This is a genomic window from Actinoplanes sp. NPDC051411 (assembly GCF_040682075.1).
GTDB lineage: Bacteria > Actinomycetota > Actinomycetes > Mycobacteriales > Micromonosporaceae > Actinoplanes.
Window position 1 is genome coordinate 1 of sequence record NZ_JBFBAD010000145.1, and the last position, 24,358, is coordinate 24,358.

Sequence of the window (24,358 nt, forward strand, 5' to 3'; positions counted from 1 at the left end):
CGGCGCGTGGCCCCGCAGATCGAGGCCCTGACCGGCGCCGGCATCCCGGTGATGGCCCACATCGGCTTCACCCCGCAGAGCGCCCACGCTCAGTTCGAACAAGGCTCCGGCCTGCAGCGAACCGTCCTCCCAGGGCGCGGTGACCAGTAGTTCCGGTTCCCCGTCGCCGGTGACATCGAGAACGCGCAGGCCGTATCCGAAGCCCTCGCCCGGCTGGGCGCTCGCTCCGATGACGGCGTTGTCCTCGTTGAAGGTGGTCCCGGCCGCCGACAGCAGGCCCGCGGTGCCGCCGCGCAGCAGGGTCACGGTGCCTACGTTGTCCTCGCGGAGCGTGCCGGCGGCCAGGTCGTCGTAGCCGTCGCCGTCGAGGTCACCGACCGCCAGGGAACCGGCGAAGAAGTCGTTCTCCTCCGGGGTGCCGGCGATGCCCGGGCTGGACTGATCGATGGTCTGCAGACGGCTCGCGCTGACCCCGTCACTGCCGCCACGGGCGACCACGAGCGCGCCGGCGTACTGCGCCGCACCTTTCTTCCGGTCCGCCGTCACCAGGACATCGGCGTTGGCGCCGCCGTGGAATCGGCCGACCGCGACCGTACGCAGATGGTCTTGGGTGCCGGTGTTCGCAACGCTGAAGTCGCTCGCCGCCGCCGGGTTCACCCCGCTCGCCGATCCGGGGATCACCCAGACTCCGCCCCAGGCGTTCGTAACTCCGGCGACCGCCTCGCCCGAGGCGCTGACGACCAGATCGTCCCTGGCGTCACCGGTCACGTCGCCGGCCGCCACCGACCAGCCGAACTTGTCGTCCGTTTCCGGCGTCCCGTCGAGGCCGGCGGTGTCCTCGGTGAGACCGGCGGAGTTGGTGGCACTCAAGCCGTGTGTACCGCCGTAGACCACGGTGACCGCACCGGCTCGTTGCGTGCTGCCGACCGCCTCCCCCGGCGCACCGATGGCCAGGTCGGCATAACCGTCGGCGTTGAAGTCACCGCCGGTCAGGCTGGCCCCGAACAGATCACCCGCCTCGTTGTCGCCGGGGATGCCGGGCTGCCCCTGGTCAATCTGAGTGAGCGTGTTGGGGATCAGGCCCAGATAGGGCGACGCGGTCTTGCCGTACAGCACCGTCACCATGCCGACGTTCTGCGTGCTGCCGAAGCTCTCGGTCGGGTTACCCACGGCCACGTCGGCAAGCCCGTCCCCGTTGAAGTCCCCGGTGGCCATCGCCTGCCCGAACTTGTCGGTGTCCTCCCCACTGCCCGGCACGAAGTCGTGGCTGTCCTGGCTGACCACCACCGCCGGGCCGGCGGGCAGGCTCCCACCGCCGGGAATCACATAGATCGAGCCGCCCCGGTCGACGCCCAGCGTGTTGGGGTCGCCGGCGTAGGTCAGGCGCGCCCCGGTCGACACGACCAGGTCGGCGTACCCGTCGCCGTTGACGTCGGCCCGGGCGGCGGCCCCGCCGGGTGGGCTGACGGCGGGCTGCGGGGCGGCAGTGGCCGGGGTCGGCAGCATCGTCACGACGACCGCTGCCGCCACTGCGGCGAATTTCCATCGCATGGTGATCCCTCTCTTGAAAATGGCCCGGCCGGAATCACCACGTGAAGGCGTGCCCGGAGTAGACCAGCCAGTTGTGGCTCGTGCCGGCGGAGAGGCCCGGGGTCCCGAAGCCCTCTTCAAATCCCCACGTGCCCGTCGACGGTGAGTAGACGAGGCCGTACTGGGCGAAACCTCCGTACTCGCCCAGGCCGACGCCGCCGTTGACGGAGTCGCCGGACAGGAAGTTGTCGACCGCGGCAGCGTGGGCACGGCGGTCCCCGCCGGAGCTGCTAGTCCCGTTGGACAACACGTAACCGGCGCGTATGCCCCCGCTCGGCTGGATCGGGCTTTCCCCTTCGTCGTCGCCGAGGGATCCGGAGATACCACCGCCCACGTACAGCTTTCCGGTGCGGCTGTAAGTGAGCGACACGTTGAAGTCGAGGCCGAAGACGGTGATCCCCCCGTTGCCGGTCAGGTAGTCGGGCGGCAGGGGCATGCACGCGGCGCCCATCACCATGTTGCAACGCTCACCGGTCAGCGGGTTCCGCCCGACCGGGCCGGCGCAGGACGAGTGCGCGAAGGACGCCAACTTGGGGCACCCGTCCCACTGCTGACTCGAGGCCAGGTCCACCAACCCCTGCCGCATGACGTCCTGCCACCAGATCGGAGGTGCGTCGCTCACGAACCCGGCGAGACCGGTGACGAATCCGCCCTGGCCGGCGTAGTCGGCCATGCCGGTCGTGGTGTTGCCGCCGGGATAGCCGACGGTGGAGTTCGTGTTCCCGGTTGAGTAGCCGACAGTGGAGTTGGTGTTGCCGCCACCGGAGTGGTAGCCACCGGTGGAATTCTCATTGCTCGCGGGACTCAAGCCGCACGTGAAGTCGCTGCCGCACGCCCGCAGACCCGTCGGGTCGCTCAGGGTGGTCGGATTTCCCTCGCTGTAGCTGTAGGGGTTGAGGGACTGTGGCCGGCCCAGGTTGCGGAACGGATCCGGGAAGATGAAGCGTGCCGTGGCCGGGTCGTAGTAGCGGGCGCCGACCTGGTCGAGGCCGGTGCTCGCGTCCTCGGTCTTGCCCAGGAAGCCCCGGTCGGTGGCCGGCAGCGCGTCGGTGTCGCCGCGGTGGGCGCCGTACGGCAGGTAGCGCTGGCGAGACACCGTGCCGGTCGTGGAGTCGACGCCGATCTGGGTGGAGTTCTGCTGGTCGGCGCCGAGCCACTGCACGCCGCTCGCGGTGCGCAGCGCGACCACCGACGTGCCGGAGGTGTAGTAGCGGGTGGCGCTGACAGTGCCGGCGGAGAGCCGCAGCTCGGTGCCGTCGAGGTAGAGGGTCGTGGCGCCCGGGTCGCGGCGGAGGAGGCGGTCGCCGTCGGCGCTGTAGGCGAAGGAGGTGGTCGCGGCCGAGGCCAGGTCGCCGGCGTCGTCCCAAGTCAGCGTGGAGCCGGCGCGGGAGGTGAGGCGGCCGTCGTCGTCGTAGCCGTAGGAGTTGCCGCCCACGGCGGTGACGGCGTGTGGCCGGATCGCGTTCGGGCCCGGCACGGGATAGCTGTACCTGAGGATGGTCGCGCCGTCGGCCACCGACGTCATGTCGCCCACCGGGTCGTACGTGTAGGCGAGCCGGTAGGGGTCGGCGCCCGCGGTGTCCGCGCCGGACGGCCCGGCGGTGCAGGCCGCGGTCGTCGTGGTCCACGCGTCACCGAGCCGCTGCAGGGCGTCGTAGCCGTAGCACTGGGTCTGCGGCGCGGCCTGGGTCCGGTCGGTGACCGATGCCAGGTTGCTCGCGGCGTCGTACCCGTAGCTGTCGTTCTGCACCGTGGTCGCGCCGACCAGGGTCTTGACGCCGGCCAGGCGTTCGGCGCCCGTCAGCTCGTAGGTGTATTGGCGCTGCGCGGTGCCGTCGGCGCCGTACGACCGGCCCTGCAGCTGCCCGCTGCCGCTGTAGGCGGTGGATTTCACGTAAGTCGCGGCCGGGCTGATCAGCGTATCCGGTCGGCCGGTCGCGCCGTAGCCGGTGGTGACGGTCTCGGCGGGCAGGCCACCCGCCGCCGGGTAACTGACCGTCGTCTGGTGTCCGGCCCGGTCGTAGCCGTAGCCGACCGTGTATCCGGTGGCGGTGAAGCCCTCGTCGGCGGGGACGGTCCAGGTGCGGGCGGTGACCTGGTAGCGCAGGTCATAGCCGGTTACGTCGGCCCGGTACGCCTTGCCGTTCACATATCGGGTGGTGCCGGCCGGCTGCCCGAGGACGAACTTGACCGGTGTGCCGGTCTGACCGGGGAACGGGACGGTGTCGTACGTCCACTCGGCGAGCTTGACGTTGCCGACCGACCCCAGCCATTCGGTGCGCTTGCGGTTCAGCGCGTCATAGCCGTACGCGAGTGTCTTCCCGGTCGCATCCGTGGTGCTCACGATGTTGCCCACCGGGTCGTAGGCGGTCGAGGACGGACCGGCGTCGGGATCCTTGGTGCTGGTGCGGCGCCCCATCCAGTCGTAGCCGTAAGTGGTGACGTTGCCCGACGCGTCGGTGATCGAGTTGAGCTCACCGCGTGCCGTGTAGCCGTACGACGTGGTCGCCACCGTGGGCGGCGGCACGTCGGCGCTGGCCGGCACGTCCTCCTGCACCTTGACAAGGCGGCCCAGGCCGTCGTTCCAGTAGGCGGTGCGCCCGCCGCGGGGCGGAGTGACGACCTTGCCGTCGCCGTAGTAGGCGGTCGCGGTGGTCCATTGGGCCTGGCCGGCGGCGTACAGGGTGCTGGCGCTCTCGCGCTGCAGCGCGTCGTACGTCTTCTCGGTCCACGACGGGACTTCGGTGCGCGAAGGATTGACGAAGAGGCCGGGGTCGTCACCGGGCGCGGTGGAATTCCAGTACGGGGCCGAGCTGCCCGCCGCGAGCCCGCGTTGGTCGTACGTGGTGTCGGTGACCGTCCGCCCACCGGCCGCGGAGGGAGCGGGCGCTTGCACCTCGCGGACCCGGCCGAACCCGTCGAGGTAGGTGTAGGTGGGCAACCAGTGCGGGGTGCCGCCGTCGATCGACTGCAGCTGCCGGGCAGTGACCACGGTCGGCTTGCTGGGCTGCGAGTTGGCCGCGGTTCCGCCGAGCGTGAGCCGATAGGCGTACTGGTAGGACGGCACGGCCCCGGCCGGTGGCGGCACGTCGACGCCGTTGGGTTTCGGCTCGGTCGGCAACCAGACCCGCTCGACCCGGCCCGCGCCGTCGTAGTCGGTGGTGGTCGCGAGGCCGTTCGGGTCGATGACCCGGGTGGTGGTGCCGAAGGCCCGGCTGGTGTATGTCGTGGTCGCCCGGCCCAGCACGTCGGTCGTGACGGTCCCGTTCATCGGCCAGCCACTCGACGGGTTGTACGACGTCGTCGTGGTGTGGTTGAGACCGTCGGTGTCGGACGTGACCCGGCCGTACACGTCGTAGATCTTCTTGTCGTAGGCGTAGTTGGTGTCGTTCCAGTAGCGGCGCACCTCGGTCGGGTTGCCGTCGATCGGCTTGTTCGCCGGCCCGGGCGCGGTCGCGTTGTCGTAGAGGGTCACCGTGCGCGAGACCGACGGTCCCGGGCACTGGTTGCTCTGCGGGTCCGGGTCGCCGCTGTGCAGCTCCTGGCTCTCGGGGTAGTTCAGCATCCAACGCCAGTCGTCGGCGTTCCGGGCGTACGTGATCTCGGTGCACGTGTTGTCGAGGGCGGTGCCGATCTCGCCCCACTGCACCGTGCGGGTCGGCAGGCCGCCGCCGGCCACGCTGTAGCCGTCCTGGTCGCTGCCGGTCTGCCGCCACGTGCCGTCGGCCTTCAGCTGCCGCGCCCGGGTCTGGTACGGCCGGATCATGTGCGCGTTGTGCAGGCCGACGCCGTTGGCGGTGATGCCCGAGTCCCAGTACGTGTAGCGCTCGTCGGCCAGGTCGGTGCGTGAGCCGTCGTCGTTCAGGCGGAAATGCTGGACCTGGAGGACCTGGCCGGCCTTGGCGTGCTCGTCGTCGAAGGTGTTGTGGTCCCAGTCGGTGAGCGTGTCCTTATTCGTGCCGCCGCCTGCGAGCCGGTCGCCGAACATGCCACGGAAGTGCGTGGTCTCGGTGACCGTGCGCTGGCCGTCCGGCCCGGTGCCGTCGGTCTGCCGCACCTCGCGGTAGCCGCGCCAATCGGACCACATCTGCTGGTCGGCGGGGACCGTCGGCTCGTCGTCGTAGTGCCAGGCGGGGTCGCCCAGGTATTCGTACGTGCTCGTCTGAGAGGGCGAACCGCCCACCTGATCCACTTGCTGGATCTTGGTCACCAGGTATTTCTGGAAGACGCCGTGCGTGGTCGACGTCGAACCTTCCGGCTTGTAGTCGACGCGGAAGCACTCCTGGCTGTTGGTGTCCCAGTGCTTGCCGGACTCCCAGGCCGAGGTCGAACCGTCGCTCGGGCACGTGGCGGCGGCCGAGCCGTGGCCGTACTTCACGTCGGTCTCGCCGCCGAGACCGTTCTGGATTGTGGTGATCCGGCGCATCGGCATGGCGTCGCCGGTCTGGCCGCTCGGGTAGTCGACCCGGTTGTTCAGCCAGTCGCCGTCGAAGTCGATCGCCGGAAGGGTGACGTTGTCGCCCCATTGACCGACCACCCGCAGATAATTGAGCCAGAGCATCGCGTCGGTCGCGCCGGCCGGATTGGGCAGGGCGAACGTGGGCTGGACGCGGTTCACCACCATGAAGGAGGCGGTTGCGGGATCCCATACTTGGGTGGAGATCTCGGCGAGCCGGCGGACGACGAAGAAGGACGGGGAGTTCTCGGTGCAGCTCTGGCCGCTGCCGCAGATCAGGTCCACGGGCACGTCCGGATAGTCGGTGTCGCTGGACGTGGTCGGGGCCGCGCAGTTCGGCGTGATCTGGTCGATGTCCGACAGGCAGCGGTAGGTGCTGGTGAAGTCGACGCGTACGGCCGGCTGCTGGCCGGCCTGCATGCCGTATTCGACGCGGCTGAGATAGCTCCCGCGGTCGTACGACTCCAGCGCTCCGGTCGAGAACCGCTTGTAGTAGTTGGGCTCCTTGGTCCAGGAGAACCGCGTGTCGTTCTCGTCGGGATCCCGGATCTGGTCCAGGTTCCACCGGTACGTCTGACGGCACAACGACTGGCCGGAGTCGTGGCACGGTTCACCGGCGTCGTTGCCGACCACCGGGACGGTCAGGTTGGAGTCCTCGTGGTAGCCGAAGTAGTAGCGGGTGCCGTCCGGGGTCGAGACCACCCACGCTTCCTTGCTGTTGTCGGAGTTCGAACCGTCGTAGGTGTGCTGGATCTTCCAGCCGGGATCGTTCTCCGGGTGGTAGATCCCCGCGGCGTCCTTGATCAGTTCGGTCGTGACGCCGTCCATGGAGAGGACGTACTCGGCGCCCTCCTCGTCCTTGGACAGGGGCGAGTCCCAGCACAGGTCCGACAGCGTGGGACTACCGTCGTCCACGCACGCCCGGTACTTCCGCTCGATGTACCCCGGGTTGAGGTCCCAGCCCAGGCCCACCCACGACGCCTGGTTGTTGGTGGCCGAGGTGCGGCCGTCCACCGACTGGGCGGAGTAGTCCAGGGACAGGTCGGGAGCCTTGCCGTACGGCGACGGCGGCATCGGGATCGGGTACGAGTAGGTGAAGTCGCCGGACTCCAGGCCCACCGACCATTTCCCGGACGGCTTCAGGTCGGTCGCCCGATAGTCGCCGGTGGGACCGGAGGCCGAGCTCGCCAGCAGATAGACGGCGTCGGCGTCCGGCGTGATCTCGGCACTGATCCTTCCCTGGCCGGCGTCGTTGCGCGCCGGGGTGACCACTGGCCGCGCGGCGCACGCCGGCGTGGACAGGACGCATCCCGGCAGCCGTTCGAGTCGCAGCCGGCCGGCGAGTCCGCCGCCCGCCACATGCCGGAACGCCGAGTAGTCGAAGGCCACGGTCACCGGGGCAGCCGTTTGGCGCTGGGCCGCGGCCGGGGCTGGGGACACGGTGAAGGCGTATCCGACTCCGCCGAGCGCCCGCACGGTGTCCTGCCCCAGCGTGCGCACCGCGACGCGGGCCGGATTCGGGGCCGACACCGCCAGTCCGGTGCCGGGTAACACCGCCGGCCGGCCGCCGGCGCCGGACAGCGTGAGAGTGCCGCCGCGCGCCGCGGGCCAGACCGGTGGTGCCGCCGGCGCGGCGTTCCGGGCCTCGCGGTCCGTCCGCGGCGCCACGGTCGCCGGTGGGCGGGCGGGCACGGAATGGTCGGCCCGCGGCGGGCCTCCGGCCGGAGGCGCCGCGTGCGCCACGGCCGGTGCGCCCTGCAGCACCACGCCGCCCAGCACGGTGGCGCAGAAGAACGACACCACGCGAAACAACCCTGTCCGCGCCGGCAACGAGGCCATGCCCGATCCCCCGCTCATGTGACGGCGCCGCTTCGTCACGGGCGGCGCCGGATGACAAGTTCCGGACAATGGCCCGTTTCTCCACCGCACAGGGCGAGAACGAGGAATCAGACCATTGTGGACTCCGCGCCGCTTGGCGCAGATTGAGTATCTGCATTCGAAGGGGACAGGGCGACACGATTCTGACCGGACAGAATTCGAACAATCCGGGCGGATCAGGTCGCACCTGTCGGGGGGTCAAACGGGGGACGGCAATGGCCTATCGCATCCACTTCACGCTCGAGGATCTGGCCCGCACCCGCGTCGCCCGGGAACCCGCGCCGCTGTTCGAGCTCAACCTGGCCGCGCGGGTGCTGCAGGACCGCAGCCAGCCGGTGCGGCTGGACGCGTGGCGCCGGCACACCCTGAGCCGCCTGACCGCTCCCCAGCGGACGCTCTTGACGATGATGCCGCCGGTGGGCTGGTCGGCGAGCTTCCTCGGCAACGCGCGGTCCGGACCGGCCGAGGAACTCCTGGAGCGCCTGCGGGCGACACCGGTCCGCCACATCCGTTCGGAACTGGCGATGCTGGCCGAACAGAAGCAGCCGCTGCCCGCCTGGGCCCGGCACCTGGCCGACGACAACCGCCTGCGCCAGGAGATGTACGACGCGCTGGCCGGCCTGTACGAGACGTTGCTGAAGCCGCACTGGGACCGGCTCGCCGCCCGCTACAACACCGACCGGATCATGCGCATGCGCCATTTCTCGGCCGGCGGCATCGAACGCGTGCTCGCCCAGGCCAATCCGCGGTGGATGCGCTGGAACCCGCCCGTCCTGGAAATCCAGATGCGGAACAACGTCGACTTCGACCTGCACCTGGAAGGGCAGGGGATATTGCTCGTGCCCTCCCTGTGGTGGACGCGCACGATCGTCGAGAACGAGGCCCTGCCCCAGCCCAGCGTCAGCTACCCGGCCGGGGACACGCCCCTCGACCAGCTCACCTCACTCGCCCCGGCGGCATGGCCGCCCGGGCGCCCCGAGGCGGTCACGAAACTGCTCGGCCGCACCCGCGCCGCCGTGCTGACCGCCATCGCCGAACACCCGGGCTGCAGCACCAAACAGCTGGCGGTCCTGGCCCACGTCGCCGAGTCGGGCGCCAGCGAGCACGCCACCGTCCTGCGCGAGGCCGGTCTGATCGTCACCCTGCGGCCCCGCAACACGGCCCACCACATCCCGACCGCCCTCGGTCTGGCCCTGCTCAACAACCAGCCCACCCACTCGCCGTCTCCGGCCGGTGCCGAGGCCTGAGGTCAGTGGTCATACGCGATCAAGGATCTGGTCACTGGCTGTGCGGTAGCGCGGTTGGGCCAGATCGCCGCGGCCATGGCCGGGATTCGTTGGGCGATGCGGGCGCCGACGCCCTCGATGCTGCGCCCGCCGTGCCAGGGCCCGGGCGATCGGCAGTCCGGGTGATGGGCAGATCAGGGCAGGCGCGGGCCTCAGAAGAACCGTGAGTGTGAGGCGCGGTAGTCGTAGCCGGCCCGGCCGGCCAGGTCGCAACGTTTGACGGTTGGCCGGAGCGGCCGCACTCGAGCGGTGTGGGGTCGGTGACCCACACGTCAGATCATCGACATCCGTCGACATCATCTGCTCACTGGTCGCACGACTAGCCGCAGTTAGGACCTACCGTCCATTCCGGCCGTCATGGTGCCGATGCCCCATGACGGCCGGACGGTCCGGCGTCAGCGCTTGCCGCGGCGGGCGCGCACGTAGTCGTCGACCACGTAGCGGCCCAGCTCCTGGATGTCGGGGCTGAAGACGCGTCCGCCGTTGCGCTGGGCGACGGCGTCGACGAAGTTGATCAGGCCCGGGTCCTCGCCGAGCATGAAGAAGTTCAGGGTGGCGCCGTAGCGGGTCAGCTGGTCGACCTCGTGGACCGTGGCCCGGATCGTCTCGGGCAGCGGCGGCCACCAGAAGACCGCCTCGCCGTCCTCGTCCAGGTGGGCCGTGGGCTCGCCGTCGGTGACGACCAGGATGACCGGCTCCGAGCCCGGGTGCTTACGGACGTGCCGTCCGGCGATCTTGAGGGCGTGCTGGAGGTTGGTGCCCTTCTCCTCGGTCGGGTCGATGCCGGCCAGCTGGCCCTGGGACAGCGGCGAGGCGTGCTTCCCGAAGCCGATGATCTGCAGCGAGTCCTGCGGGTATTGCGTGGCGACCAGGTGCGACAGGGCCAGCGCGGTCTGCTTCATCGGGCCCCAGCGGCCGTCGGCGTACATCGAGTAGGACAGGTCGACGCAGAGGGCGACCGCCGCCGACGCCCGCCGCTCGGTCTCCGCCACCTCGAAGTCGTCGGGCTCCAGGCGTACGGGAAGGAGGCCGACGCCGCCGGAGGCCCGGCGGCGGACCGCGTTGCCGATGGTGCGCACGACGTCGATGGGTTGTTCGTCGCCGAACTCCCACCGCCGGGAGGAACCGATGAGGTCGCCCGCCGCGCCCGCGTCGCGGAGGTCGTGCTGGCCCTGCTTGCGGCCCGAGAGGTCGTCGAAGACCCGGGCCAGCGCGGTGCGGCCGAGCCGGCGCAGCGCCTTCGGCGACAGGGTGAGGCCCTCGCTGTCGCGGGTGACCCAGCCCTGTCGTTGCAGCTCCCGTTCGAGGTCGCGCAGCCGCCGCACGTCGTCGGCGGCCGAGCGTCCGAGCTGGCGCTCGACCATCTCCACGTCGACGTCGTCGAGCGTTGCGCCCGGGTGCTGCTGGCCGAGCTGGTCGAGCAGCTCGTCGAGTTCGCCGATCTCGCCCAGCACGCCGGCCGCCTCGCCGTAGCCCAGGTCCTGCGAGCCCCGCATCCGCTCGCCGCGGCCCCAGTTGAGCTGCGGGCGCAGCGCCTGCAGGTTGCCGGTCAGCTCGGCCAGCTGACCGCGCAGCGGGCCGTCGCCGAGGGCCTGGTCCATCAGGCGGGAGAGTTCCTCCTGCTGCTGCGGGCTGAGCGAGCGCATGAGCCGCTCGGCCGCCGCCGCCCGGCGGGCCAGGGAGTCGATCAGCTCCTCGATGTTTTCCGGGTTGTCCGGGAAGAACTGGCCGTGCTTGTCCATGAACTGCTGGAAGGCGTCGGAGGTGTCTTCACCGCGGGCGTGCTTGGTCAGCAGGTCGTTGAGGTCGGAGACCATCTCCGACACGCCTTCCAGGCCGCCGCCGTTCTCCAGCGCCTGCTTCATGCCGGCGAAGCGCTGTTCGACGACCTCCCGTTTGAGGCCTTCGAGAATCTGGTTGTACAAGTCACGCGCTTCGGACGATGCCCAGTTGTATTCGGACAATTCCTCGACCGCCCGCGAAGTGGATCGCGGCAGACTGTCGAGAATCGCCTCGTTGAACCTCGACGAATCGTCGTCGCGCCGGGTCAGCTCGTCGCGCTCGGCCGCCAAGGCCTGGTCGAGCAGCTGCTGGGCGCGGGTGACCGCCCCGTCGAGGTTGCCCCGGCGCAGCGCCTCGCGGCGCATGCGCTTGGCCCGGGCCCGCAGGTCGTCGAGGCCCCGGCCCTCCCGCGGCCCCCGGCGGACCAGGTCGCGGAGCACGTCGCGAAGGCTCTCGCCGTCGAGGACACGCTCCCCCACCTCGTCGACCGCGGCCCGCACGTCATAGGGCGGGGCGAGCGGGTCGGGCCCGTCGCGCCAGGCGCCGTAACGGAATCGGTTGCCGGACATGCTCACCTCCGCCCCGCGGCCGGCCGGACGCCGGCCGCCGCGATAAAGCCGCTCATGATCAGCTCCCGTAGAGGGTGCGGCCGTCGTCGGTGAGCTCCTTGGCCAGCCGCCTGGTCAGGTGGAGCCCCTCGAGCACGAACTCGATGCCGCTCGCCGCCTGCCCCGGGCTCGGCGCGTCGCCCAGCCCGAGCCGGTCGAGCACCTTGGCCAGGCCGGGCACGGTGCCGATCTGGCCGAGCAGCTCTTCGGCGCTGACCAGGTCACCGGTCTCGATGATCGCGCCCTCGGCGACCAGGTCGGTGAAGCCGGACAGATCGAGACCGGCCAGCCGGGCCCGGAACGTCTCGGCGGTCGCGACCCGCAGCATGTGGGCCAGCACCTCGGTCTCGCGGCCCTCCTCGCCGCTCTCGAACTCGACCTTGCCCCGCAGCGTCGAGGTCACCGAGACGGTGTCGCAGATGCGGGCCACGGCCTCACGCTCGTTGCGCAGGCCGAAACGGCGCAGGGCCGATGCGGCGACGGTCTCGGCGGCCGCGATCGCGAACCGGGCCGAGATGCCCGAGCTGGAGTCGACGGCCGGCGACTCGCGCACGGCCCGGGTGTAGCGGGCGAGGACCTCGACCAGGTGGTCGGGCACGGCCGCGACGAGCGCGGCCTCCTGCCGTACGAGCGCGGTCTCCAGCTCGAGGTCGACCGGGTAGTGGGTGCGGATCTCGGCGCCGAACCGGTCCTTGAGCGGGGTGATGATGCGCCCGCGGTTGGTGTAGTCCTCCGGGTTGGCACTGGCCACGAGCAGCAGGTCGAGCGGCAGCCGCAGCTGGTAGCCGCGGACCTGGATGTCGCGCTCCTCGAGCACGTTGAGCAGCGACACCTGGATGCGCTCGGCCAGGTCGGGCAGCTCGTTGACCGCGAAGATGCCCCGGTTGGTGCGCGGCACCAGGCCGAAGTGAATCGTGTCGGGGTCGCCCAGCGCCCGACCCTGCGCCACCTTGATCGGGTCGACGTCGCCGATCAGGTCGCCGACGCTGGTGTCGGGGGTGGCCAGTTTCTCCCCGTATCGCTCGCTGCGGTGCAGCCAGGAGATCGGCAGGAGGTCGCCGGTCTCGCCGGCCAGCCGCCGGGCCGCGGGGGTCAACGGAAGGTACGGATGTTCGCGGAGCTCGGAGCCGGAGATGTAGGGCGTCCACTCGTCGAGCAGGTCGACCAGCCCGCGGATCAGCCTGGTCTTGCCCTGGCCGCGCTCGCCGAGCAGGACCATGTCGTGGCCGGCGAGCAGGGCCCGCTCGACCTCGGGAAGCACGGTGTCGTCATAGCCGACGATGCCGGGGAAGCGCGGCGCGCCGCTGCGCAGCCGGTCGAGCAGGTTGTCGCGCAACTCCTCCTTGACGGTGCGGAACTCGTGCCCGGAGGCTCGCAGCTCGCCCAGGGTGCGCGGAAGATCGGACGGTGGCGTGGGTGTGATCGCGGTTGGTGCGTCTGTCACCGGGAGAACGCTACTCCGCCGGTGTGACAACCAGTGGCCGTCGATTGGCCCTGGCCCGGTGTTCGATGTGTGGCGAGGATCAAGCCCATGACGGAAATTCAGCGGTACGCGGCCTTCACCGCGGATCCCCGTGGCGGCAACCCCGCCGGGATCGTGCTCGACGCGAGGGGGCTCTCCGACCCCGAGATGCTCGCGATCGCGGCCGGGGTCGGCTACTCCGAGACGGCGTTCATCGTGTCTCCTGAGCCGCCGCCTCCCCCGCCCCGGCACTTGGGTGGGCCGAGTAAAGCAGCCGGCTACGACAACCCCGGCGGCCCGTCCACATACCGGGTGCGCTATTTCAGCCCCGAGATCGAGGTCCCCTTCTGCGGCCACGCCACGATCGCCACCGCGGTCGCGCTCGGGCCCGGCGAGCACGTCTTCACCACCAACGCCGGCGACGTGCCGATCACGGTCGACGAACACGGCCGCGCCACTCTCACCAGCGTCCCCGCCTCGGTCGACGACCTCGAAGCCGGCGACCTCAGCGCGCTCCTCAAGGCCCTGCACTACACCGACTTCGACCTCGACGAGTCACTCCCGCCGAAGGTCGCCTACGCGGGAGCCCACCACCCCGTCATCGCGCTGGGCACCCGCGCGAAACTCGCCGCCCTCGACTACGACGTCGACGCCCTCAAGCAGCTGATGACCGCCAACGGCTGGACCACGATCCAGCTGATCTTCCGGGCGACCGACGACACCTTCGACGTGCGCAACCCGTTCCCGGTCGGCGGCGTCTACGAGGACCCGGCCACCGGCGCGGCCGCCGCGGCTCTCGGCGCCTACCTGCGCGAACTCTGGGTGGTTCCGGACGACGCCGTCCTGAACCTCCGGCAGGGCGACGACATGGGCCGGCCGAGCCGGATCACGGTCACGCTCACCCCGGGCGACGACCGGGTCCGGGTGAGCGGGACGGCCGTGCCGATAACGGGTTGAGCCCGGCACTAAGCTCGACCCCGATATGAGCGCCACGATGATCGTGCGGGACCTCGCCTCCGGGCATGGCGACCGCGCCCTCTTCTCCGGCCTCGACGTGGTGATCGCGCCTGGTGACGTGATCGGCCTGGTCGGGGTCAACGGAGCGGGCAAGACGACCCTTCTGCGTACGCTGGCCGGCCTGGTCCCCGCGGAGAGCGGCACCATCTCGCTCAGCCCGCCCACCGCCACCGTGGGTTATCTCCCGCAGGAGCGGGAGCGCCGGCCGGGCGAGACGGTGCGTGACTTCCTCGGCCGCCGCACCGGCGTCGGCCCGGCCCAGGCCGCGATGGACCGGGCCGCCGAGGCGCTGGCCGCCGGGGACCAGGACGACGGATACTCCGCCGCCCTGGAGCGCTGGCTCGACCTGGGCGGCGCCGACCTCGAGGAACGTGCCGCCGGCCTCGGCCTGCCGTTCCCGCTCGACCAGCCGATGACCGCGCTCTCGGGCGGCCAGGCGGCCCGCGCCGGCATGGCGTCGCTGCTGCTCAGCCGGTACGACGTCTTTCTGCTCGACGAACCGACCAACGATCTCGACCTGGACGGCCTGGCCCGGCTGGAGGAGTTCGTCGGTGGGCTGCGGGCGGGCGCGATGGTGGTCAGCCACGACCGCGAGTTCCTGACCCGCACGGTCACCGCCGTCCTCGAGCTCGACCTGGCCCAGCAGAGGGTCAACCTCTACGGCGGTGGCTACGCGGCCTACCTCGAGGAGCGCGAACGGGCCCGCCGGCACGCCCGCGAGGACTACGAGGAGTTTTCGGGCAAGCGCGAGGACCTGCTCGAACGCGCCCGCATGCAGCGCGCCTGGGCCGACAAGGGCGTCCGTAACGCCCGGCGCAAGGCTCCCGATCCGGACAAGAACAGCAAGCACTTCCACGTGTCGACCTCGGAGAAGCAGGCGGCCAAGGCGCGCCAGACCGAGAAGCTGATCGAGCGCATGGAGGTTGTCGAGGAGCCCCGCAAGGAGTGGGAGCTGCGGATGGAGATCGCGGCGGCGCCCCGGGCCGGCGCGGTGGTGGCGACGATGCGCGACGCGGTGGTGCGGCGGGGCGAGTTCACGCTCGGGCCGGTCACGCTGCAGATCGACTGGGCCGACCGGGTGGCGATCACCGGGGCCAACGGTTCCGGCAAGTCGACGCTGCTCGCGGCCATGCTGGGCCGCCTTCCGACCGAGTCCGGCTCGGCCTCGCTCGGCCCCGGCGTGGTGGTCGGCGAGGTCGATCAGGCGCGCGGTCTCTTCCTCGGCGAGCAACCCCTGATGGCCGCCTTCGGCGAGGCGGTGCCCGCCTTCAGCGACGCTGACGTACGCACGTTGCTCGCCAAGTTCGGCCTCAGGTCCGACCACGTGATCCGCCCCGCGTCGACCCTCTCCCCGGGTGAACGCACGCGGGCGGCCCTGGCGCTGCTGCAGGCCCGCGGGGTCAACCTGCTGGTGCTCGACGAGCCGACCAACCACCTCGACCTGGCGGCGATCGAGCAGCTGGAGTCGGCGCTGGCCACCTACGCGGGCACGCTGTTGCTGGTCACCCACGACCGCCGCATGCTGGAGGCCGTCCACACCAACCGCCACCTGGAAGTGGACGCCGGCAAGGTCCGGCAATGAGGCTCACGGCGCGTCGGCGGTGAACGGCTCGCTCAGCGGACCCTCGTTGCCGGAACGGTCGAGCCCGCTCAGGCAGTAAACCGCGTCACCGGCCGGCGGGGCCGGGTCGGCGACCGCTGAACCGGCCCGTCCGGTGGCGACCAGCTTCGCCGCCGCCCCGTCGACGCGATAGAGCGCCCAGCTCGTCGCCGCCGCGCCGTCGCCGGCCCTGGTCTGCAGGTCAAGGACGCCGCGCGTTCCGCGATGCGCCGACACGAGCCGGGGTGCGCCCGGCGGCGCGGCGGGCAACCGCTTCATGACCGGGACCAGCGCCGGCGTGCCGTAAAATTTGTCCCGATATCTGGTGACCGCGCCGAGCTTGTTCTGGCGGACCTGCGTGGCCGAATAGTGCACCTGCCCCAGCACCGCCGGATATTTCCCGTCCAGCGTCATCTGCTTGACCAGTTGCGACGGATCACTCCACGCGCCCGGTTCACCGACCCGGTAGTCGGCCTCACCGATGTAGAGCTGCACCCCGGTGCCCTGCACCACCTTCGACCACCACGGCAGCAGCTTGGCGTAGTCGGCCTTGGCGAACCCGATCTGCCAGTAGAGCTGCGGCACGATGTAGTCGAGCCAGCCCTCCTTCACCCATTTGCGGGTGTCGGCGTACTGGGCGTCGTAGCTCTCCAGGCCGTTGGTCGGCGACCCGGCCGGGTCGGTCGAGGAGTTGCGCCAGATGCCGAACGGGCTGACCCCGAACTTCACCCACGGCTTGAGCTGCTTGATCCGCTGATCCATCTCGCGCATGAACGTGTCGATGTTGGCGCGCCGCCAGTTCGCCCGCGACTTCCCGGCGCCCCACTTGGCGAAGCTCGCGTTGTCCGGAAAGTCCTGCCCCTTCTCCGGATACGGGTAGAAGAAGTCGTCGAAGTGCACGCCGTCGACGTCGTACTTCTGGACCGCCTCGAGGATCGAGTCCTCGACGTACTCGCGCGCGGACGGGTTGCCCGGGTCGTAGTAGAACCGGGCGGTCCTGCCGGTCGGGTAGGCGATCGCCCAGTCCTTGTGCTTGAGCAGCGGGTTGGTCGGCGCCAGCTTGGCGAACGAGGCGCCCGGGCCGTCGGGGCCGGGCTGGGTGCCCCGGAACGGGTTGAACCAGGCGTGGAACTCCAGGTTGCGGGCGTGCGCCTCGCTGACCATGAACGCCATCGGGTCCCACCCGGGCGACCTGCCGTCCCGCTTGCCGGTCAGCCACTCCGACCAGGGCGCGTACTGCGACGGCCAGAAGGCGTCGCCGCTCGGGCGTACGTGCACGAAGATCGCGTTGTGGTTCTGCGCGACCGCCAGGTCGAGCCATTTCTCGTATTCGGCCTTGATCTGGGCCTCGGACTCGCCCGGCCTGGCCGGAAAGTCCAGATTCAGCACCGTGGTCAGCCACATACCGCGCAGCTGGCGCGGGGCGGCCGCGGGCACCGAACCGCACCGGCCGACCTCGCCCACCGCCGGTCCGATCGCCGGCGGCCGCGACGAGGACACCACCGGAGCGTGATAGGTCGCGGCCCGCAACAGCCCGACACCGAGCACCGCGACGACGAACAGCACGGCGGCGAGCAGCAGGACGAGCTTGAGAGGCGGACGTCGACGCATGTCGAACAGTCTGCCTTGCCCCTCCCGGACGGCCGGACCGCCGTAGAGTCCGCGTTGTGACGGTCATCGTGGTAGGAGCCGGGATCTCCGGCCTGGCCTGCGCCAGAGAAATTCTCGACGCCGGGATCCCGGTCCGGGTCATCGAACGGGCGCCGGCCGTCGGCGGCCGGCTGGCGAGCGTACGCATCGACGGGCGCATCGCCGACGTCGGCGCGGCCTATGTGACCGCCGACGATCCCGCGTTCCTGGGGCGGCTGCAGACCTGGCGGATCGACGGGCTGGCGCACCCGTGGACCGACACGTTCCGCGGCCAGCACGGGCCCGGGCCGATGCGCTGGGCGGCTCCGGGCGGGCTGCGCAGCCTGGCCGAAGACCTGGCCCGCGAGCTGCAGATCACGCTCGGCACCGAGGTGACCGAGCTGCCCGAGGCCGACGCGGTGGTGCTCGCGATGCCGGGGCCGCAGGCGTTGCGGATCGCCGACCTCGCCCCGGCCCGGGAACAGTCCTGGCTGCCGTCGTTGGCGGTCGTCCTGACGTACCCGGAACGGGTCTGGGCCGATTTTCACGGCGCCTTCGTGAACGACCATCCGATCGTGGCGACGATCTGCGACGACGGCGACCGGCGCGGTGACCGGGCGCCGGTGCTGGTCGCCCACGCCACGCCCGAGTTCGCGGCCGACGGCGACAGCTCCAAGCTGGCCGCCGCGGTCGGCGAGATCCTCGGCATCGACCAGACGCCGCGGATCGCCGAGTTCCCGTGGCCCTACGCCACGCCGTCGCCCGGGCCGGCCGGCTTCGCGCGCGCCGGCAACGTCTATCTGTGCGGGGACGCCTACGGCAAGCCGCGCGTGCAGACGGCCTGGCTCAGCGGCCGGGCCGTCGCCCGCGCCATCGTTTCCGAGCACCGGCCCTCAGAGCACTGACTTGTAGACCGCCATCGTGTCGGCCGCGATGCGCGACCAGCTGAACCTGGTGACCGCCCGCTCGCGACCGGCCAGGCCCATCTTCCTGGCCCGCTGCGGGTCGCGGATCAGCTTGGTCATAGCGGCGCCGAAATCGGCCACGAACTTGTCCGGGTCGACCGGGGTGCCGGTGCCGTCGGTCAGCTGCTCGATCGGCACCAGCAAGCCGGTCTCGCCGTCGGCCACCACCTCGGGGATGCCGCCGGTCGCGGTCGCCACCACGGCCGTCTCGCAGGCCATCGCCTCGAGGTTGACGATGCCCATCGGCTCGTAGATGGACGGGCAGACGAAGATCGTGGCGTGCGTGAGCACCTGGATGACCTCGTGCTTGGGCAGCATCTCCTGCACCCAGATCACGCCGTGCTCGTCGCGGGCCTCCCGCAGCTCGCGGGCCAGGCCCTCGACCTCCTCGGCGATCTCCCTGGTGTCCGGCGCGCCGGCCAGCAGCACGATCTGCGCCTCGCTCGGCAGGTCGTGGCAGGCCCGCATCAGGTAGGGCAGGCCCTTCTGGCGGGTGATGCGGCCGACGAAGACCACGCTCGGGCGGCCGAGGTCGATGCCGAGCCGCTCGATCACGTCGGTGCCCGGGTCGGGCTGGTAGAGCTCGGTGTCGATGCCGTTGTAGACCACCCGGATCTTCTCCGGGTCGACCGTCGGGTACGCGGCGAGGACGTCCCGCTTCATGCCCGCCGAGACGGCGACGATCGCGTCCGCGTTTTCGATCGCGACCCGCTCGCAGAACGAGGACAGCGCGTAACCGCCGCCGAGCTGCTCGGCCTTCCACGGCCGCAGCGGCTCCAGGCTGTGGGTGGTCACGACGTGGGGTACGCCGTACAGCAGCTTGGCCGTGTGACCGGCGAAGTTCGCGTACCAGGTGTGGCTGTGCACGACGTCGGCGCCCTCGCACCCGGCGGCCATCTCCAGATCGACGCCCATGGTGCGCAGCGCCGCGTTGGCCCCGGCCAGCCCGGCCGGCTCGGGGTAGGCCGTGACGCCCGGCTCGCTGCGCGGCGCACCGAAGCAGTGCACCCGCACGTCGGCCAGCGGCCGCAGGTCACGGGACAGGTATTCCAGGTGCACGCCGGCGCCGCCGTACACCTCGGGCGGGTATTCACGGGTGATCAGATCGACGCGCAGCTCAGTCACGCCCTCACCCTAACGTCGGGCGGGTCCGAAGCTGTTCAGGACCACCGTCCATTTGCCGAACAGGCCGGCCCAGTCGTCGCGCGGGCAGCGCCACTCCACGCGGAACGTCCGGGCGCCCAGGGTGATCACGTCCTGCTGGGCGCGCATCGGCCCGGTGGACGGGTCGCGATAGGTGTATTCCCAGTCGGCGTCGGCGCTGCCCGGATGCTGGCCGATGTTGAGCCGCGAGTATTCGTCGAGCCTGGTCGCCGCCTCGTCGGCGGTCAGCCCGGCGGCCAGGTTGGCCGGCGGCGACTTCCACAGCGTGATGCGCAGGCTCAGCGCACCCTTGGTGAACAGGGCGCCCGGCCCGCGGTGCCAGCCGTTGGGCACCGCCACCCGGTAGACGTTGTCGGGGCTGGTCCACCAGGTGAAGCCCGCGGGAAGCTGGTCGTGTGGCGCCGCCGGGACCGCCGTCGTGGGCGGCGCCACGCTGAGCGCCGGCGTGGCGGCCGGATGCTCGGGGCGCGGGGCGGCGACGGCCACCGCGGCGGTGCCACCCGCGGCGACCACCACCGCGGCCACGATGGCCAGCCGGCGGCCACGGCCGGCATAGCGCCGGGCGGCGGCGCTGATGCGTACCGGACCCGGGACGCGCTTGCGCGGCACCGGCTCGGGCCCGGGCTCGACCACGGCCGGGGTGGACGGCAGGATGACCCGGCGCAGCGCGTTCTCCGCCTCGGCCGGGCTGAGCCGCCGGGCCGGGTCGCGCCGCAGCATGCGCTCGAGCACCGGGGCGAGCGGTCCCGCGTGCTCGAACGGATCGGGCGGCTCGGTGTCGAGCGCCCGCAGCGTGTCGTCGGTCGTCGCCCGCGTGTAGGGCGCCCGGCCCTCGACCGCGTGGTAGAGCGTCGCACCGAGCGACCACAGGTCGGAGCGCTCGGTCGAGGTGTTGTCGAACAGCCGCTCCGGCGCCACGTACTTCGGCGAGCCCAGGATGATGCCGGCCTCGGTCAGCGCGGCGACGCCGGGCCCGGTCACCGCCGGGCCGAAGTCGTTGAGCACGATCCGCCCGTCCGGGCAGACCAGCACGTTGCCCGGCTTGACGTCGAGGTGCAGCAGCCCGGCCTGCCCGGCCGCGGCCAGGCCGTCGAGCACGGCCAGCCCGATCATCGCCACCCGGGCCGGAGGCTGCGGGCCGTCCTCCTCGATCACCTCGAGCAGCGACCGCGACGGCACGTACTCCATGACGATCCACGGGTCGTCGTCGTCCGACTCGGACACGACGTCGATCACCCGCACGACGTTGGGATGCATGATGCGCCCGACCGCGCGGGCCTCGGCCACCGCGTGCTCGCGCACCAGCGACCGCTCCTCGGCCGACAGGGCCTCGGGCAGCACGCTCTTCTTCAGGGCGACCTCACGGTCGACCAACTCGTCGGTGCCCAGCCAGACATGGCCCAGGCCCCCGCTCCCGAGCGGCCGGACCACGCGGTAGCGCCCGGCAACGAGCTGTCCCGCTGCTGTCTGGCCCTCCGTCGTCGTCATCCGATCCCCAGATCTGTTCGACTCCGCCAAGTCGCACCCCAGACGGTACCGGATGGAAGCCCTCCCATACCGGCCCGGAATCGGGGGCAGTTCGGCGGATTACCACTGGTCCGCACGGAGGAAGACCGGCTTCGATATCGGTTGTACCGTCGCGGGCGGAACCTGTCCGTCAGAGCGTTACCGACCTCGCAATGGGCAAAGACACGGAGCTCACAACATGCCTAAGCACGGAGGAAGCCCGCGGATCTGGCGCTGGTTATGCGCCGGCCTGGTCGCCGCGCTGCCCATCGGCGCCGCAGTCGCGCTGCACAAACCGGACAATCCCCACGCGGTCGGCACCTTCCACGACGACAGCGCGATGTTCGTGCCGGCCGCGGAGCAGAACACCTCGGCCGACCAGGCCATCCGCCTGCAGGCCCTGCTCGGCCAGCACTCGGTGCTCGCCGCCGACCTGATGCGCAGCCGCATCCGGGGCGACGACGACTTCGTGCAGGCCGCCAACGCCGCCCTCAACAAGAACACCGACGACATGTCGGCCCTGGTCGGGCAGCTGTTCGGCGCCGGCGCGGCCAAGGCGTTCTCGCCCATGTGGTCGCAGCACATCGTCGGCCTGGTCACCTACGCCGGCGCGCTGGCCGACCACAACGATTCCGAGCGCAAGACGGCCAAGGCCGAGCTCCTGGAATACGAGAACAAACTGGCCGACTTCTTCTCCGGCGCCTCCAAGGGCCGCCTGCCCCAGGCCGACGCCCGGGCGGCCGTCCACATGCATGTCGACCATCTGACCGGGCAGGCCGACGCGTACGTCGCCAAGGACTACGCGACCGCCGACAAGCTCTACCGGGAAGGCTTCCAGCACACGTACGCGCTGGGCCTCGCCCTCGACAACGCCCTGCTGCCCAAGGCCGACGTGGCCGTGCTCCAGCAGCCGATCTGGCGCCTGCGCTCCCAGCTCGGCGAGCTGCTGGCCGAACACGCGGTGCTGATCGAGGACACGACCCGGGCGGCGGCCAGCAACACCCCCGACTTCAACGCGGCCGGCGACGAGATGAACGCCAACACGCAGGACATGTCGGCCGCGATCGGCACGCTGTTCAGCGCGTCCGCGGGCAAACAGTTCCAGACCATGTGGGCGTCGCACGTCGACGCGCTCGTCTCGTACGGCGCGGCGACCGCGGCCAAGGACCGCGGCCGGCAGCAGGCCGCGAAGATCCGGCTGGCCACCTTCGAGACCCAGATGTCGACGTTCCTGGGCGGGGCGACCAACCACAAGCTGACCGACGCGCAGTACGCGGCCGCCCTGCGCGACCATGACCAGATGCTGATGCAGCACGCCGACGCCTACGCGGCCAAGGACTACGTCAAGGCCCACGACGTCGGTTACGACACCTACAACCACATGTTCGAACTGGCCCGCACGCTGGCCGACGCGTTCGGCGAGTCGGTGGCCGAGAAGCTGCCGCAGGGCGGGGCCCAGACCGGCTACGGCGGCGAGGCCGGCCTCGTGGCGACCTGGTGATGGTGGCCCGCAGGTTCCGGGTCCCGCTGCTCGCGGCAGCGGCCCTGGTGCTGGTGGCCGTGGCGGCGGTCGTGATCCTAACCGCCGTCCGGTCGCCGGGCTCCACCCACCCGGCGGCCGCCCCGCCCGGGGCCCCGGTCGCCGGTGCGCCCAACCCGGCCGACTCGTTCAAGTCGGTCCGGACGTACGACGACGTCGCCGCGCCGGTCCGCATCCGCATCCCGGCCCTGCACGTCGACAGCAAGCTGATCAACCTCGGCCTGCGGTCCGACGGCAGCGTCGCCGTGCCGCCGCGCACCGACATCGCCGGCTGGTACGACGGCGGCCCGAAGCCGGGCCAGCCCGGACCGGCGGTGATCCTCGGGCACGTCGACTCGACGGACGGCCCCGGCATCTTCATCGGCCTGCACGCCGTGAAGGCCGGCACGGAGATCCGGGTCGACCGGGCCGACGGCAGTTCGGTCACCTTCACCGTGACAAAAGTGCAGAAGGTGCTGAAGACCAAGTTCCCGACCGACCTGGTCTACGCGCCCACCCTCGACCCGACGCTGCGGCTCGTCACCTGCGGCGGCAGCTTCGACCCGGCGAAAGGGAGCTACCGCGACAATGTCATCGCGTTCGCCGTGGAAAAGTAGGGCCGCGCTGGCCCTCGTGCTGCTGGCCGCGCCGGTCCTGAGCGCCGGCCCGGCCGTCGCCGCCGACATCCCGCTGCCCGTCGAGGCGGTCTTCCCGGGCGCCAAGACCAGCACGGTGGTCGTCGACCTGAGCGCCAGCGACGACAAGACCGGCACCCTCACCGTCACCGCGGGCGGCCAGGCCCAGAAGGCCACCCTGGTCCCGGTCGTCTCCTCCGGACTCGCCCTGGCCCTCGTGGTCGACGACGCCCGGCCCGGCGCGGCCAACCTCCCCGCCTGGACGAGCGCGGCCGCCCGGTTCAGCCTCGCCGCCCCGCCCGACACCCAGGCCGTGGTCGTCTCGTCGGCCGCCCCGGCCACCGTCCTCGGCACGCCGCAGGTCGGCCCGACCGGCGTCGTCGGCACCCTCACCGGCATGACCGCCCACGGCACCCGCGACACGGCGGCCGCCCTCACCCTGGCCGCCAGACAGTTCCCCGGCGCCGCCCCCGGCCGCCGCGTCGTCGTGCTCTACACCAGCGCACCCGACGCCGGCCTCCTGCCGGCCGAAGAACTGAGCGCCCAGTTCCGCGCCGCCGGCACGATCCTGGTCGTGGTCGGCACCGCGGGCGGCAGCTCCTACTGGGCCGCCGCCACCGAGGGCACCGGCGGCTTCTTCGCCCCGGCCGGCAACCCGGTCGTCGTGCCCGCCCTCGACCAGGTGCAGACCTCCCTGGCCGCCCGCTACCTCGTCCAACTCGCCACCCCGGCCCGCCTCCCGGCCCAGGTGTCGGTCAGAGTCAAGACCGCCGACGCGACGTTCAGCGGCCCGGCCGACATCCCGGTCACCGCCGCGCCCCAGGCCGGCGCCGACCAGGGCGGCCCGCCGGTCTGGTGGTGGGCGGGAGGCGCGCTCCTCGTGGTCCTGCTGGCGGCCGGCGTCGCCCTCCCGCTGCTGCGGCCCCGCCGCCCGGTGCCGGCCGCCCCCGCGGCCGACCCTTCTCCCGTACGCGGGCGGGTCGCCGTGCCCGGAGCGGCCCCCGGACGCCCCGCGGTGCCGCCGGCCCCACCCACCGACGAGACCTGAACGCCTTACCCGGGCGGGGTCGCCACGCCGAAGCGGACCGCCCACGCCGAAGCGGGCCGCAGACGCCCTGCGGTGCCGGCCACCCGTGGCCGCCTCTCCGCGGCCACCCACCCAGCGCCACCGGCCACTGCCACCACCCAGTGCTGCCACCCCGTGCCGCCCACCCACGGCCGCCCACCCACGGCCGCCCACCCACGGCCGCCCACCCACGGC

13 protein-coding genes and 2 pseudogenes are annotated in these 24,358 nt (G+C 71.5%); 8 read left to right on the top strand and 7 right to left on the bottom strand.

Features of this window, described 5'->3' with window-relative positions; translation table 11 throughout:
- Positions 1 to 87 (top strand): annotated as a pseudogene (locus AB0M88_RS45200) (3-methyl-2-oxobutanoate hydroxymethyltransferase); the annotation flags it as partial.
- 27 nt (positions 88 to 114) lie between these two features.
- On the opposite strand, the pseudogene AB0M88_RS45205 reads toward AB0M88_RS45200, so the two are convergent.
- Positions 115 to 1,551 (bottom strand): annotated as a pseudogene (locus AB0M88_RS45205) (hypothetical protein); the annotation flags it as partial.
- Positions 1,552 to 1,585: 34 nt separating this feature from the next.
- Entirely contained in the window at positions 1,586 to 7,885 is a 6,300-nt protein-coding gene (locus tag AB0M88_RS45210) for an RHS repeat-associated core domain-containing protein (RefSeq protein ID WP_364113016.1), read from the bottom strand.
- 254 nt (positions 7,886 to 8,139) lie between these two features.
- On the opposite strand from AB0M88_RS45210, the gene AB0M88_RS45215 reads away from it, so the two are divergent.
- Positions 8,140 to 9,171, top strand: a complete 1,032-nt coding sequence (locus AB0M88_RS45215; protein ID WP_364113018.1) for a helix-turn-helix domain-containing protein — start codon at positions 8,140 to 8,142, stop codon at positions 9,169 to 9,171.
- Positions 9,172 to 9,605: 434 nt separating this feature from the next.
- Here the strand turns inward: AB0M88_RS45215 and AB0M88_RS45220 are convergent, their stop codons facing one another.
- Together AB0M88_RS45220 and AB0M88_RS45225 are read right to left on the bottom strand one after the other, a co-directional pair.
- Complete coding sequence (locus AB0M88_RS45220; RefSeq protein WP_364113020.1) at positions 9,606 to 11,561, bottom strand: VWA domain-containing protein; 1,956 nt, start codon at positions 11,559 to 11,561, stop codon at positions 9,606 to 9,608.
- A 58-nt stretch (positions 11,562 to 11,619) separates the two neighbouring features.
- Positions 11,620 to 13,044: a sigma 54-interacting transcriptional regulator gene (locus AB0M88_RS45225; protein WP_364113022.1), complete on the bottom strand. Its 1,425-nt coding sequence runs from the start codon at positions 13,042 to 13,044 to the stop codon at positions 11,620 to 11,622.
- 87 nt (positions 13,045 to 13,131) lie between these two features.
- On the opposite strand from AB0M88_RS45225, the gene AB0M88_RS45230 reads away from it, so the two are divergent.
- Both AB0M88_RS45230 and AB0M88_RS45235 read left to right on the top strand, forming a co-directional pair.
- Entirely contained in the window at positions 13,132 to 14,019 is an 888-nt protein-coding gene (locus tag AB0M88_RS45230) for a PhzF family phenazine biosynthesis isomerase (RefSeq protein ID WP_364113024.1), read from the top strand.
- Positions 14,020 to 14,044: 25 nt separating this feature from the next.
- Entirely contained in the window at positions 14,045 to 15,661 is a 1,617-nt protein-coding gene (locus AB0M88_RS45235) for an ABC-F family ATP-binding cassette domain-containing protein (protein WP_364113026.1), read from the top strand.
- A gap of 3 nt (positions 15,662 to 15,664) precedes the next feature.
- Here the strand turns inward: AB0M88_RS45235 and AB0M88_RS45240 are convergent, their stop codons facing one another.
- Positions 15,665 to 17,290 (bottom strand): family 10 glycosylhydrolase, encoded by a 1,626-nt coding sequence (locus AB0M88_RS45240; protein ID WP_364113028.1) that lies wholly within the window; start codon positions 17,288 to 17,290, stop codon positions 15,665 to 15,667.
- A 56-nt stretch (positions 17,291 to 17,346) separates the two neighbouring features.
- Between AB0M88_RS45240 and AB0M88_RS45245 the strand changes: the two genes are divergently transcribed.
- Positions 17,347 to 18,213 (top strand): FAD-dependent oxidoreductase, encoded by an 867-nt coding sequence (locus AB0M88_RS45245; RefSeq protein ID WP_364113030.1) that lies wholly within the window; start codon positions 17,347 to 17,349, stop codon positions 18,211 to 18,213.
- Here the strand turns inward: AB0M88_RS45245 and glgA are convergent.
- Positions 18,202 to 19,398: a glycogen synthase gene (glgA, locus tag AB0M88_RS45250; protein WP_364113032.1), complete on the bottom strand. Its 1,197-nt coding sequence runs from the start codon at positions 19,396 to 19,398 to the stop codon at positions 18,202 to 18,204. The genes AB0M88_RS45245 and glgA overlap by 12 nt on opposite strands.
- Positions 19,399 to 19,407: 9 nt before the next feature.
- On the bottom strand, positions 19,408 to 20,925 hold the full coding sequence (locus AB0M88_RS45255) for a serine/threonine-protein kinase (protein WP_364113034.1): 1,518 nt from the start codon (positions 20,923 to 20,925) through the stop codon (positions 19,408 to 19,410).
- Between the two features lie 217 nt (positions 20,926 to 21,142).
- Between AB0M88_RS45255 and AB0M88_RS45260 the strand changes: the two genes are divergently transcribed.
- Genes AB0M88_RS45260 through AB0M88_RS45270 form a run of 3 tightly spaced genes read left to right on the top strand, consistent with a single transcriptional unit; the run spans position 21,143 to position 24,145 of the window.
- Positions 21,143 to 22,444 carry a hypothetical protein gene (locus AB0M88_RS45260; protein WP_364113036.1) on the top strand — a complete coding sequence of 434 codons (1,302 nt, stop codon included), beginning with the start codon at positions 21,143 to 21,145 and terminating at the stop codon, positions 22,442 to 22,444.
- Positions 22,444 to 23,079 carry a class F sortase gene (locus AB0M88_RS45265; RefSeq protein ID WP_364113038.1) on the top strand — a complete coding sequence of 212 codons (636 nt, stop codon included), beginning with the start codon at positions 22,444 to 22,446 and terminating at the stop codon, positions 23,077 to 23,079. Before AB0M88_RS45260 ends, AB0M88_RS45265 begins: the two co-directional genes overlap by 1 nt.
- The gene (locus AB0M88_RS45270; RefSeq protein ID WP_364113040.1) at positions 23,051 to 24,145 is read left to right on the top strand and encodes a hypothetical protein; all 1,095 of its coding nucleotides are present in this window, start codon (positions 23,051 to 23,053) and stop codon (positions 24,143 to 24,145) included. Before AB0M88_RS45265 ends, AB0M88_RS45270 begins: the two co-directional genes overlap by 29 nt.
- Positions 24,146 to 24,358 lie beyond the last annotated feature (213 nt).

Excerpts from the sequence above, each read along its gene's own strand:
- AB0M88_RS45210 (WP_364113016.1), bottom strand. The coding sequence starts at position 7,885 with ATGGCCTCGTTGCCGGCGCGGACAGGGTTGTTTCGCGTGGTGTCGTTC.
- AB0M88_RS45215 (WP_364113018.1), top strand. The coding sequence starts at position 8,140 with ATGGCCTATCGCATCCACTTCACGCTCGAGGATCTGGCCCGCACCCGC.
- AB0M88_RS45220 (WP_364113020.1), bottom strand. The coding sequence starts at position 11,561 with ATGTCCGGCAACCGATTCCGTTACGGCGCCTGGCGCGACGGGCCCGAC.
- AB0M88_RS45230 (WP_364113024.1), top strand. The coding sequence starts at position 13,132 with ATGACGGAAATTCAGCGGTACGCGGCCTTCACCGCGGATCCCCGTGGC.
- AB0M88_RS45235 (WP_364113026.1), top strand. The coding sequence starts at position 14,045 with ATGAGCGCCACGATGATCGTGCGGGACCTCGCCTCCGGGCATGGCGAC.
- AB0M88_RS45240 (WP_364113028.1), bottom strand. The coding sequence starts at position 17,290 with ATGCGTCGACGTCCGCCTCTCAAGCTCGTCCTGCTGCTCGCCGCCGTG.
- AB0M88_RS45255 (WP_364113034.1), bottom strand. The coding sequence starts at position 20,925 with ATGACGACGACGGAGGGCCAGACAGCAGCGGGACAGCTCGTTGCCGGG.
- AB0M88_RS45260 (WP_364113036.1), top strand. The coding sequence starts at position 21,143 with ATGCCTAAGCACGGAGGAAGCCCGCGGATCTGGCGCTGGTTATGCGCC.
- AB0M88_RS45265 (WP_364113038.1), top strand. The coding sequence starts at position 22,444 with ATGGTGGCCCGCAGGTTCCGGGTCCCGCTGCTCGCGGCAGCGGCCCTG.
- AB0M88_RS45270 (WP_364113040.1), top strand. The coding sequence starts at position 23,051 with ATGTCATCGCGTTCGCCGTGGAAAAGTAGGGCCGCGCTGGCCCTCGTG.